Raw genomic sequence first — 12,470 nt, 5'->3', positions numbered from 1 at the left:
GCTGGATGCGCCGCGCAGATACAGTGAAAGGGCGCCCGGAGTCAGCTGCTATGACTCCGGGCGCCCTCATGTGGCGGCAAGATCAGGCGTTGCTGTCCTCGGGGAACAGGTACTTGCGAAGCCGCGGATCGGCGGCCAGCTCAGGGTCCTCGCGCATGCGGTTGATGCTGCGCTGAGCGGTCCGCTCACCAGCAGGGAAGTCCGGATGCTGGGCGACGCGGGCGCCGGTGATCGGCTCGCCCAGCTCGATCAGCTCCATGACGACCTCCAACGCTTTCTGGTAGGTGTCACGACGTTGCTGCGCGCGATTCGTGGCCTCTCGCTCCTCGCGGTCCGCTCGCTCGCTGCTGGACTCGACGACGGCAGCCGCCGGGACCTCATCGGTGGTCTCGCTGGTGTAGGGGCGCTCGGCCTGGGGGAGCGGCTCGCTGTAGGCCGACGTGCTGGGCGGCAGGGCGCTTGACTCCTCCAGCGGCTCCAGTTCCGGCCTGGCGGACGCCTGCTGGGGGATCGCGGGAAGCACCGGGGCCGATGTCGGCTCCGGCACCTTCTCCGGCTCGCTGAGACGCTCGGCGAGCACGGCGTAGCGCCCGCCCCCGCCGTCCGTGCCGTAGAGGCGCTCACCCTCGGCGAGGACTTCCGCCGCTGCCTGCAAGCGCTCGTGCAGCGGCACCCTCCACCACCGCTTCACCTTGTGCTTCCTGAGCAGCTGCACACGGCGCAGCTGCATTGCGTGGTGCACCCACATTGCCTGTTCCTGCGTCGGCACGCCGTTGAGCGCCATCAGACGCCACTGCGCGTAGGCGTCGAACGGCGCGAGCAGCCACTCCACCCCGCGCAGACGCGGGAGCGGGGGAGGCAGGACACCCCGATCCTGGAGAGCCTTCTTGCGGCTGGAGTGCACCAGGTACTTGAAGCAGATCAAGAACATGGCGACGGGCACCACGTGAGTGATGCGCCCCTCGATGCCGTCCACCGGCGCATGCCAGTTCACGAACAGCGTCGCGAGCGAGCCGACCATCACCAGGGTTTCGAGCATCAGCGCCCGCTGTCCCTGCCGGGCCGCCCGGATGACATACAGGGACAGGATGATGATGCCGCCCTCGAAGCTGAGCGGCACGACGTGCGACATCGTCGGGCCGAACTTGCCCTTTACCTGGGCGATCTGCCGGATCGACTCGTACGAGGTGGAGAAGCCGAGCCCGATCAAGCCGTAGGTGCCGAGCGTGGTGACTGCCGCAAGCGTCTGGTTCAGCAGCTCCTTGCGTTTGTCCTCGTCCGGCCACCAGCCGCGCCTCCTGGCGGTTGCCGGCGCGTCCTCGCGGCGGCTGCGGTGGTCGGCGTCGTTGTGCTCTGGAGCTGGCGCGCGCTCGGGTGCCTCGTCCATCTCTCTCCTTCCGCTGTGCCGTCCCTGGGGCCGATCATGCTAGCCAGCATGTCGCAAGAGACCCACGTGACTTATGAAGCCATGTCAGTCCATCACGCCGCGCCTAACTTGTCAACAAAATAACTTGTCATTGAGATGTGTTGTAGGCAAGATGTGTTGTTGTAGCGTCTGATGCGTCGAAGACCGTACGGAGAGAGGTGTTCATGCCCAGGAAAAAGGCGAGCCAGGAGAGCGACGCCCAGGCCGACGACCGGGTCCTGATCAGTGGCCGGGTCCGGGCATCGGTGCGCAGGCGACTGAAGGTCTACGCCGCCAACCACGACGTGAACGTCCAGGACGTCATGGACAAGGCGCTCGACGAGTATCTGACGCGCCAGGGCGCATGAACCTGTGGCGCAAGGGGGTGCAGGAATGACCAGCGAAGTCACGATCACGATCGCCGCGGACGGGCGAGGCTGGGTCGACGGACACGAAGTACGCGGCACGAACGGCACACTCGAGGACGCGCACGCCGCAACCCTCGCCCACGTGGTCAGGATCGCCCGGCAGCGCCGCCGCGCCGTCAAGGTCACCGCCACCGAGCCGGACGGACGCCGTTGGGCATTCGTGGTCACCACCGACGGCGACGTCCTGGAGCCGCACCAGGCCACCCACCTGACACAGGACCCAGACGCCGAAGACGTCCCCGCCGCATACGCCGTGCAAGTCGCCGCCGTCTGCGCCGCGCTCGACAGCGGACGCGAGCACGCCGGGATGGGGCTGGCGCTGAAGCTGGAGGGGGAGGTTGTAGGCCGCCACGGCGGCGACCACCCCTACGTGTGGCGCGTCCGAGAGCTGCGCGCACACGCCGCCGTGGTCTGCGGTCTGCCGGGAACCGGCTGCGAGCTCTACCTGGAAGCCGCGCGCGGATGGGCCGAACTGCACAGCCCCGCCTACTGGGCCGCGGTCCGCCGCGCGTACGCCCTGTGGCACCACGCCACCGAGCAACCGGCCCGGATGGTGTGGCTGGGTGAGCAGCTCAAGGAAGTCCTCGAACTCGGCGGCCCACGGGCGACATCAGCGCGTACGCACGTGGTGCAGCGAGTCGACGAGCTGCGCCTGGGCGACATCGCCAGCTGAGGCGGCGAGATGGAGGACCAAATGAAGCGCGGGGCCCCTGGCACCACCCAGAAGGCCCCGCGCAAGCTGACCCCCGCCCAAGGGTGGCGGTCTGCCCAACGCCCGAAAGCGTACCAACGGGCAGGTTTCCCGCCGAGACACCTTCAAGCCGCCCGCCACGCCCTCCCCTCCCGCGTCGTTCCAACTTCGAGACCAGGGCGCTGGAGTGACGCCACGACACGCGAGTTGAAAAACGTGTTGATTCTTGATCCACAACGGGGTGTTGTGGGTGTATGTTGTTCGCTGATCAGCTTTCTCAGATTCGATGAGGAGAGTTCGATGCGCTCGAAGGAGCGAACCACCCAAGGTCGCGGGCCTGATCAGCGGCAGGGTGTGACAGCCGCAGAGATCGCGCGCATGTCGGGCGCCGTGTCGAGGCCAACCGCTCAGGCCCTCGCCATCACTGCCGGGGTGCCTGGTAACGGTGTCCGGCGCGGAATCTCTCCCGCCAATGGCCGTCGGATGGCCATGGCGCTGTCCGTCGGTCTGCTGAACGCGGTCTCTGCGCGGGCTATCGCGAATGACCCCAAGTCGTTCCTCGCTGCCATGCACGAGCTGCACGACCTGGTGGAGGAGATCATCCAAGATCAGGAAGCCGCTGCTGCAATAACGGCTGCATGAGTACTGACCACTGGGGCTAGCTCACCCCAGAAATAAAAGCGCCCGCCCCCTTTACCCGAACGAGGTAATCAGCCTCGAACGCCGGCCTCATCAACCGGTGCGGAGCAGGGAGCGGGCCGCAGTCCACTTGTGAGGATACCCATGGCTTCGGCCATCCACTACGTCCAGGCTTCTTATGTCCTGAATGTCACCCTCGCCGCTCCTCCAACGGGTGGTGAGGCCCGGTGACGATCCAGCCGCAGACCCGCATCGACCGGTCCAGCTTGGAGCGCTTCACCCGCGCCCTCGAAGCTGCCGACTGCAACCCGCGCCCGCGCCGTGACGGCCTTGACGCGCTGTGTCCGGTCCACGACGTGAACAGTCCGTCGCTCTCCGCCGACTGGAAGCCGCCCACCCACGACAAGGCCGGACGCGTCGTCTTCGACTGCAAGGGCGGCTGTGACCGCCAGGCGGTCATCGACGCCTTGGGACTGACCTGGGCGGACCTGTACGACGGGATGTCGCCCGAGGCCCAGGCGAAGGCCGCTGGCCGCGCCATCTCCCTCCCGCGTCGCCGTACGGCATCCGACACCTCACCGGCACCGCGCTCCGCGCAGAACGGTGGCCGTGCCAAGGACGTCGCCAAGGCGCGTGAGGCGGCCCAGGCCAAGCTGAAGAAGCAGATGGCCGGGCATAAGCACGCGTACGCCGAGACCACCCACACCTACACCGACGCTCAGGGTGTCGTCCTGGCGCGCGTGCACCGGCACAAGTGCACGGATCCGGCCTGCCCGGACAAGAAGAAGGGCCGCAAGTTCGCCACCAGCTACCCGGACGGGGAGAACCCGTATCCGGGGCGCAAGCTGGGCGACTGGCTGGGCCTCTACCAGCTGCCGCTCGTCGTCCGCGCCATCCCGGAGGGTCGCACGATCCACGTCACGGAGGGCGAGGGTGACGCCGAGGCCATCACCGCGGCCGGAGGCGTCGGGACGTCGCACTCGAACGGCGCGGGCTCTTGGAGCAGCCAGCACACCGAGCAGCTGCGCGGCGCGCACGTCGTACTTGTGGCGGACAACGACCTCGTCGGCTACCGGCACGCCGCGCACGTAGCGGAGGAACTGGAAGGCGTCGCCGCCTCCGTGCGCGTGGTTCGTACGCCCGTCGACGCTGAGGGCGCTGATGCCACCGACCACCTGAACGCCGGGTACGGGCTCGACGACTTCGAGGACGTCGATCCGCTCGTGCTCGAAGGCGCGCTGACGGAGCCAGCCACCCCCGAGGCTCAGCAGCCGCTGACCGCCCCCGAGGAGCCCCCAGCTCCCGAGGAGAAGGAGGCCGCCCCGAAGGGTAAGAGCGGCCCGAAGCGGCGGAGGCCCAAGCCGGCCGACAAAGAACCCCTCTACCCGATCGCGATGTCGACCGGCCAGTGGCGCTACTCCCTGGGTGACGGGTCCGACGAGTTCGAGCGAGGCGTCTACCGGCTCACCACCATCCGCGACCCGAAGACCGGTGAGCCCATGGAGGTCTGGCAGTTCTGCGTCGTCCTGCCGTACGTGCTGGAGCAGCTCGTTGTCCGCGACGGGGCCGACCGCCGTGCCCGCCACGATCTGCGCCTGACCATGTCCCTCGATCCGGGTGCGGAGATCGCGCTGTGCACCCCGGACGAGATCAAGACCGGCGCCTGGGCGCAAAAGCTGAACGTACCGCTGTCGGCCGACGACAAGGTGCAGAAGGCGGTCCAGACTGCCATCAACGAGATCGCCGTCACCTACGCCCCCGAGCAGGAGAAGGCGCCGCGCTGGGTCAACAGGGACACGCTCGTCGTCCCCTCGCCCGACGTCGCGCCCGGCGGGTACTTCACCGAGCGCCTTACCGAGGGCCGCGCCCGCACCAACTGGAAGAAGCTCCTCACCATCGCGGCCGAGGAGGGCAACGAGCGCCTGGCCTTGGTCCTGGGCCTGGCCCTAGGCGCGGTGCTCCTCAAGCCGCTGGGCCGTCGCATGGGGTTCTGGGTGCTCTTGGTGGGTGCTGCGCGTAAGGGAAAGACCACCGGCATGCTGGGGGGTGCTGGGATCTTCGGCGACCCCGAGTTCATCGTGACGGGCTGGACCACGAGCCAGATCGGCCTCGCCGAGTCCCTGTCCGCGTTGGGTGTGGTGCCCGCGTTCCGTGACGAGCTCGGTACCTTCGCCGCTGGACAGTCTGCTGCCAAGCTGGAACAGGTCGTTCTCGGCACCACCTCCGACGGCGCCCAGCGCACTATCGGTCTGCGCGGGGGTGGCTTTCGCACCACGGCCAAGTGGCTGTCGGTGTTGTTCGCCACCGGCAACGAGTCCATCGTCGGCCGCGTCACCAACGAAGCCGCCGCAGCCCGCGTCATCGAGATTCCCGTTCCCATCGTCAAGGACGGCGCAACCGCCAAGCGGGTGGAGCAGCTCAGTCGGCGCGCCTACGGCTGGCCGTTGCGCTGGCTGATGGCCGATGTGCGACCCGATGACTTCTGCCAGGCCGTCGACACCGCCATCGACGATCTGGGATCCGGGGTCGACGGCGTCGCCTCGACCCTCGGCGAGAACCTCGCCGTGGGGGTCGCCGGCGCCGCCCGCCTTGAAGAGATGCTGGGCGTCACCGGCCTGCGCGACGCAGCCCTGAAAACGGCCCGCGAGCGGCTGAAGGGGCTCATCGGGGAGCTGGAGGAGCGGGGGGCCAGCCCCTCTGACCGTCTGCTGGCCGCCGTCGTCCAGGCCGTGTCCGCCCGCCCCAGCGCGTTCCCCGACATCGAGACGTACAAGGCGCACCTCGTCGGCGGCCCGACCGCGCCGATGCTGCCGCGCGAGATCGAGGGTTTTTTCCTCAGCCCCAACCGAGTTGCGGTGCTCACCAATGCCATGGGCCCCATCGCGAAGGCGGCCGGCATCGAGGACCCGCTGCTGGGTCTGCGCGACCTGCGCGACGAGGAGCGCCTTGTCACGAACAACCAGCTGCGCAACAAGGTCCGCACCGGCCGCACGACTGCCGACACCTACACCTTCGTCCTTCCGCCCGAGGAGGAGCAGACGAAGCAGACGGGCGAAGGCGACTCCGGATCCGGTGACGACAATGGCTCGGGCCCCGGCGGCAGCGAGGGCACCGACGGCACACCACCCCCAGGGCCCGCCCAGGAAGAGCTCTCGGCCGAAGACCTGCATGAGGCCGAACCCTCCCAGCCCGACGAGCCCACCACACAGGCCCAGGACGTCAGTACGACCGCACCCGCCACAGACCAGGAGGATGAGATGGCCGGCCACGTCAACCAGCTGCCGACCGCGCCTTGTGTGCGGTGTGGGAACCCCACCACGCACTTCGAGAACGGCCAGCCGATGCACCAGGAGATGCCGGGGCTGTTCCGGTGCGACGTCGGCTACCTCGACCCCGCCCTGGCCCCCAGCGCCGCACCGCAGCCCACCGCGCCGGTCCCGGCACCGGCCGCCGCGCCCGAGCCCGCCAGCGCCCCGACTCCCTCCCCGCGTCCTGTCACGGCGGATGGTCCGGCCGCGCCGCGCCGCCGCGCCCAGATCCCCGCCGCGGAGTCGGACTCGGAGTTCCCCAACGGCCCGGTGGCTGTCCTGGACGTCACCGACGACGGCCAGGTCCTCGCGCACCTCGCCGACGGCTGCACCCTCGACGTCCCCGCCCGCAGCCTCAAGACGTTGGTCCCGTGGGCGCTTGAGGCCGGGCTGGGCCAAAAGCGCCTGCACAAGTGGGGCACCGACGCCGACCCGGTACTGGTGCTCACTGCGGCTGCGGCCAAGCGGTACGGCCTGCCCGACGAACTGGAGGACCGCCGTACCCTCCGCCTGCCGGAGACCCACAAGGTGGTCAAGGACCTGGTTAAGGCGGGCTGGAAACTGACCAAGCGAGGCTTCGGCCCCTGGGCCCGGATTCACAAGCCGATCGAGAACGGAGTCCGCCAGTCCGTCCAGCTCGGCATCATTCCGTGGGGCGCGCTCAACAAGGCCTCCGGCTGGTACATGGACGAGGACACCGACCCCGCTCGGATCGCGCGCACGCTGGGCACCTACGCCCAGCGGGTCATCGCTCCGCGCGGGACCATGGCTTCTTCCGGCATTGAGTTGATGATGCAGCTGCGCCCCGCCACCCGCCCGGTCAAGGTGGAGGAGAGGGACGAGACCACGGGAGAGGTCACGGAGAAGTACGCCTCCGGCCCGGTGGAAGGCTCGCTGACCCAGCCGCGCAAGCCGGCCCCGTGCGAGGCCCCGGACGAACACCCCGTCGTGCATGAGGTGTTCGGCAAGTTCCGGCCGGAGGACGAGGCGATGCACGAGGAGGCGTGGGACTGGCACCGCGACGTCCGCAGCGACGAAGAGCACTTCGCCCACTGCACCGGCATCGACACCAACACCTCGTTCCTCTCCGGCTCCTCCCGCCTCTTGGTGGGCGATTCCGACCCCGAGCATGTTCTCCGCCCCAGCTTCAACCCCAAGATCCCCGGAGCCTGGAGGGCAGACCTCTCCCGCGCCCACGTCGAGCTCGCGCGCCGCCTGGGCCCCGGTGCCGTCAACCCGCTCGACCCGGAGCTGTTCCCCTCGCCCTTCACCCGCACCGGCCAGCCGCCCACCCGCCCCGGCTGGTACACCACCCAGACGCTCGACCACGCGCGCAAGCTCGGCGTGACAGTCGAACCGATGGAGGGGTGGCTGCGCGAGCCGCTCGCTGCCGGCTGGCTCGACCCCTGGAACGAGCGCCTCGCCGTCGCCTACAAGACGACCATGGCCAAGCTCGGCGTCACCGAGGGCATGGACCCGGAGGCATTCCTGGAGGCCATGGCCCGGATGGAAGCGGGCGAAGGCGACCCCGTGGAACGAGCGGTGTTGCAGGCCATCAAGCAGACCGTGAAGAACGGCATCGGGAAGCTGCGCACAAGCCCCAGCCGCTACATCGGCTACCAGCCCGGTCAGCCCTGGCCCGACCTGGACCGCATCTGGTGGCGCCCCGACATCCGCTACGCCGTGATCGCCACCGCCCGCATCGTCCAGCACAAGAAGATCGTGAAGACGTACGAGCTCACCGGCCGCGCCCCGCTGGCCTGCTACAGCGACTGCGTCGTCTACCCGACCGAGACCCGCTCCCCGCTGGAGATCATCCCGCGCGACGCCAGCGGTCAGCCGGTCCGAGGGGCGTTCCGCCTGGGCGTCGCCCCGGGCTGGGTAAAGCTCGAAGGCGCCCGCTCCCTGGCCTGGTACACCGAAACCCACACCGGTGGAGACAACCCGGCAACGCACATCGCGCTCCGCGAAGGCGAGTACGTGGACGAGGGTGAGTGACCATGATCAAAAAGGTAATTAACGCCCTCGTCGGGGCCGTTCACCGGAAGATGTCGGATGTCCAGCAGAAGGACATGCCGAAAACCGTGAAGGGCAAGGTCTCAGCGCTGCTGCGGCACGAAAAGAAGACCGGCGGGGAAGCCGGGGCGGTGAAGCGGCTTGCCGCAAAGCTGGAAGTGACCCCAGAGGCGGTCTACCGCTACCTCAAAGGACAGCGGAAGAACCCGCCCAAGAAGATCGCCGATCGCATCGACAACGAGGTCCGCAAAGTCCATAAGCCACGGGTGCAGAAGAACATCGTCAAGCAAGCGAAACGGTCGCCGGTACGAGTCCAGATGCGCGCCGAACTCGGATACACGAACACCCGCTCAGGACGAAAGACACCCGACAGCAAAATGCGGACCATCGCAAAGGAAATGCCCCCCGAGTACGCGGAACGCCTGTGGGACGCCCTGCACGACGAGGACGAGGAAAAGGCAAAGGAAGTCATCGCGGAGTTCTACCAGAACGAATACATCCGGGAAGGCGGAGGAAACAACGCCTACACCGAAGTTCGGATGAAAGACGTGGACTACATCGACGTCGACATCGCCTGATAGCGCGCGGCCCCTCGGAAGCCTCCCCGGGGCCGCCCCTCCTCCCCGCGTCGCGTAGGTGGTGGGGAAGAGAAGTGGCCGGCGCCCTCAGTCCGCCGAAGCGGGTGGCACGGGCGCCGGCCGAACCCAAGACACACAACCCCTCACGGGACCGCGTGCTCGTGAGGGTGAGTGTATCCACTACCGGACACTTAAGAAAGTTCGGTACCGTTTTTTCGAGGGAACCGCCCGCCCGTACGGGCCAGTTGAGGAGAATCCCCATGATCCGAGCAGCTCGCAAGCACCTGGTGCGCACCCTCGCAGACCTGGCCCAACAGCAAGGCGTTCAGCTCCAGACCTACCTCAACGCCAAGCGCCACGCCGCCGAAGGATTCCCCGCGCCGATCAGCTCGAAGGGCGCCCGCACCAAGCTATACGACGCCGAACAGGTCGACGCCTACCTGGCAGGCGCGCCCGTCCCCCCGCTCCCCGACGAGAACGACGACCAGGACCTCCTCGACCGCCGCGAGTGCGCCGAGGTCCTGGGCGTCTCCCCGCGTACCTGGGACAGCTACAAGGCCGATGAGCAGCTCACGGCCAACATGGTGGAAGTCGGCGGGGTGGAGCACTGGCCTCGTCACGTCGTCGACCAGTTCAAGGCCAGCAGGCAGGGCAGGGCCGCCACCACCGGCCGGCCGAAGCGCTCCGGGGACCAGGTCCCCCGCGAGCAGCTGCTGGCACGCACCGCCCCATTGCTGGACGAAGACCCGGCGATCAGCGCGGCCGGAGTCGTCGACGCGCTCGGTGTCCACCGCGACACCGCGCAGGACGCCCTCACCCAGCTGCGCGCCGGCCGGATCGCCGACCTCATGCAGGACGACTCCACCCTGACGCCGGAACAGGCCGCCACGGCGCTCGGCTACCCGGCCTCCCAGGTGCGCCGCGCCCTGGTGCTCGCCCAGGCCGTACTCCGCGGCCGGCGCATCGCGCCCTACCTCGCCGACGTCGCAGAGGCCGTCCATCAGGCAGGCTGGACCACCGCGGACACGGTCCCCGCGCTCCAGCACCCCACGGACGATCTCTGCGTGGCCACGCTCGTTCTCGACACACCACAGGCGCCGGCCCCCGCGCTCGTGTGGGACGAACGGTACGGATGGCGTACCGCTCCCAGCCGCCGTCACCCCCTTGGACGGGGCGCAGCCAAGCCCCCGGCCGGAGACGGCGTCCGCTACCTGGCATCCGGCACTACCCCGGACCCCGACACCCTCGTCGCCGAACTCACCCCGTAGCAGCCCCCACACGCCCGCAGAAAGCCCCAGGAGACCCGGACGGTCCCTGGGGCTTCCGCGTGCCCAAAGCAGCCCCAGGGGCGGCCCCCAAGGGGCGCTCCGGTACGCAGCCAGTGACGTACCGGCAGAAGGGCCCACAGGGGCGCAGCGAGCGGCACAGGGCGCAGCGGCGCGGGGCGCGCCCATCTCTCTCCGGGGGGTGGCCGGGGCCGGGACCGCCCCGCCGCCGGGGCGTGTCGGGTCCGCTGCGCTCCCCCGACCGAGCGCAAGCGCTCTCACGCCCGAGGGTGTGCGGGTACGTCGGGTCCGCTGCGCTCCCCCGACCGAGCGCAAGCGCTCGCCCGCACACCCTCCCGGGGGCCGCTCCGCTGCGCTCCCCGGCCCCCGGGCGGTCGGTCCGCTGCGCTCCCCGACCGCTGTCGTCCGGCACGCGGGGAAGCGCTGCGCGCTTGCCCCGAGCGCTGCGCGCTGCCGGACGACGCCTCTGGCTCTGCGCGCCAGAGGCAGCGGCGGCACGGCCCCGGCCCCGGCCACCCCCCGTATGGGTTGACCTGCAAAAACTCCTCGAAAAGCGTCGCGATGAGTAGGGAAATGCGGTACAGTTTTCTTGTCGGTCGGCAGTGGCAGCCACCGGCAAACCCAAGGCACCAACCCCTACTCAGGGAGACACGCATGCCCAAGACCACCACCACGACGGAGTCCTACGCCCTGCTCCTCCGCACGGACGGCACCTTCGAGCTGCTGGACTGGCCGAACGGCACCCACGTCCACCTCAACACCCTCTACAAGGCCATCGGTTGCCAGAACGTCGCCGCCGTCGACATCACCGACAAGCTCACCATGTGGCTCGACGACGAAGGCCTGTACAACGGCTCCGTCGTCAACCGGCCCGCCACCCTCCTCTACGCCGCGCACCAGCCCCCGCACCAGCTCTACTACGGCCACGCCGTCATCACCGGCGGCACCGACCGCCACGGCAACACGCTCGGCCTCACCCGGGACCAGGTCCTCGAACTCGTCGAGCACCACCTGATGACCCTCGACATCCCCATCCCCGCCCAGCGCACCAACTAGCGACCGCACACCCCCAATTCAGCGGCGGGGGGAGTGGCACCCCCCGCCGCGCCCAAGACCACATACACAGAAAGCGAGACCAACCGTGGACGTCCTGTACCGCGTGCCCAGCCCCGCCGACGGGGAAAAGGCCATGGACATCTTTGAAAGGATTCTTGAGCACGCCGGAAACGGCGCTCACCGTCTCCTGCTTTCCGTCCACGCTATCGGCGGGTCCATGGTCCAGCTCTTCCGCTGGCTCCAGCACGACGAAACGTTCGTCGCCAGTGAGGTTCAGGCCCTCGACTTCCTGGAGTTGCTCGCCGTCGCCGTCTCCGGTGCGCACACCGGTGGACTCGTGATGCGCAGCCAGAGCGAGGAAGACACGTCCCGCGTGTGCGGCTGGAAGTTCGCAGACGGAGACCCGCACCCGCTCAACCGCGCCGAGGTATTCGACGCCTACTGCCACGACCCGGAAACCGGCGAAATCCAGCCGCCGGAACCCGGAGTCGAGTACAAGGACGCCCCCGTAATCCACCTCTGAGACTGAGTCAGGAGAACCGTCGTGCAGAAATACACATTCGTCTGTGACTGGGCCGACTACATGACCAGCCTCATCGACAACCGGTTTGTAATCGTCGTAGAGGCGGAGGACTACCGGAAGGCCGAGGAAAAGGCCGCCCGCGCCGCCCTCGACTACTACCCCGACGTCGCAGAATTCGAGTCGGTTAAGACGTTCTGGGGCGGGGACCGGGGGGCCGTTCGAGTCGCCGAGTTCTACGGTGACACCTCCGGAGACCTCGTTGACCGCGACTGCTACGACATCATTCGGTCGTGAAATCAAAGGGAGCGACCGGCCGAATTCAATTTCCGTCAAAGGGAATTGAAACGAATTCAGAAAGCCGGAATTCGTGCTCGGGCGAACAACCCCCTCCCCGCGTCGCTGCGTCTGTTTGAACCCCAGCCAGCCGGGAGCTTCCTAGTTTGCAACGTAGATCAGCCACGGGCGGGCCGCAGCGCGGCCCGCCCTCGCTGGGTCGGCGCAGCGCGCCGCCCAACCCGCTCCGCGGGTCCAGGCCGAAGC

Annotated in this window: 10 protein-coding genes; 9 read left to right on the top strand and 1 reads right to left on the bottom strand. The window is 68.6% G+C overall.

What is annotated here, in order from left to right; genetic code table 11:
* Positions 1–82 precede the first annotated feature (82 nt).
* Positions 83–1,387 (bottom strand): DUF2637 domain-containing protein, encoded by a 1,305-nt coding sequence (locus tag BKD26_RS35985; RefSeq protein WP_084907004.1) that lies wholly within the window; start codon positions 1,385–1,387, stop codon positions 83–85.
* A gap of 203 nt (positions 1,388–1,590) precedes the next feature.
* Between BKD26_RS35985 and BKD26_RS35980 the strand changes: the two genes are divergently transcribed.
* The 9 genes from BKD26_RS35980 to BKD26_RS35945 all read left to right on the top strand — a co-directional run bounded on the left by BKD26_RS35980 (position 1,591) and on the right by BKD26_RS35945 (position 12,224).
* Positions 1,591–1,773, top strand: a complete 183-nt coding sequence (locus tag BKD26_RS35980; RefSeq protein WP_084907075.1) for a hypothetical protein — start codon at positions 1,591–1,593, stop codon at positions 1,771–1,773.
* 25 nt (positions 1,774–1,798) lie between these two features.
* Entirely contained in the window at positions 1,799–2,506 is a 708-nt protein-coding gene (locus BKD26_RS35975; protein WP_084907002.1) for a hypothetical protein, read from the top strand.
* Between the two features lie 318 nt (positions 2,507–2,824).
* Entirely contained in the window at positions 2,825–3,166 is a 342-nt protein-coding gene (locus tag BKD26_RS39985; protein WP_143662770.1) for a hypothetical protein, read from the top strand.
* A gap of 224 nt (positions 3,167–3,390) precedes the next feature.
* On the top strand, positions 3,391–8,469 hold the full coding sequence (locus tag BKD26_RS42160) for a DUF927 domain-containing protein (RefSeq protein WP_084907000.1): 5,079 nt from the start codon (positions 3,391–3,393) through the stop codon (positions 8,467–8,469).
* 2 nt (positions 8,470–8,471) lie between these two features.
* Positions 8,472–9,065, top strand: a complete 594-nt coding sequence (locus tag BKD26_RS35965; protein ID WP_143662769.1) for a helix-turn-helix domain-containing protein — start codon at positions 8,472–8,474, stop codon at positions 9,063–9,065.
* A 260-nt stretch (positions 9,066–9,325) separates the two neighbouring features.
* Positions 9,326–10,333, top strand: a complete 1,008-nt coding sequence (locus BKD26_RS35960; protein WP_084906996.1) for a DUF6292 family protein — start codon at positions 9,326–9,328, stop codon at positions 10,331–10,333.
* Positions 10,334–11,005: 672 nt separating this feature from the next.
* On the top strand, positions 11,006–11,407 hold the full coding sequence (locus tag BKD26_RS35955; RefSeq protein ID WP_084906994.1) for a DUF3846 domain-containing protein: 402 nt from the start codon (positions 11,006–11,008) through the stop codon (positions 11,405–11,407).
* Between the two features lie 85 nt (positions 11,408–11,492).
* Complete coding sequence (locus BKD26_RS35950; RefSeq protein ID WP_084906992.1) at positions 11,493–11,930, top strand: hypothetical protein; 438 nt, start codon at positions 11,493–11,495, stop codon at positions 11,928–11,930.
* A 21-nt stretch (positions 11,931–11,951) separates the two neighbouring features.
* Complete coding sequence (locus BKD26_RS35945) at positions 11,952–12,224, top strand: hypothetical protein (protein ID WP_084906990.1); 273 nt, start codon at positions 11,952–11,954, stop codon at positions 12,222–12,224.
* Positions 12,225–12,470: the final 246 nt, after the last annotated feature.

Origin of the sequence: Streptomyces sp. CB03238 (assembly GCF_002099185.1) — a bacterium.
Taxonomy (GTDB): domain Bacteria; phylum Actinomycetota; class Actinomycetes; order Streptomycetales; family Streptomycetaceae; genus Streptomyces.
Note: the sequence above shows the minus strand (reverse complement) of the source record. Positions and strands in the feature narration are given on the sequence as shown.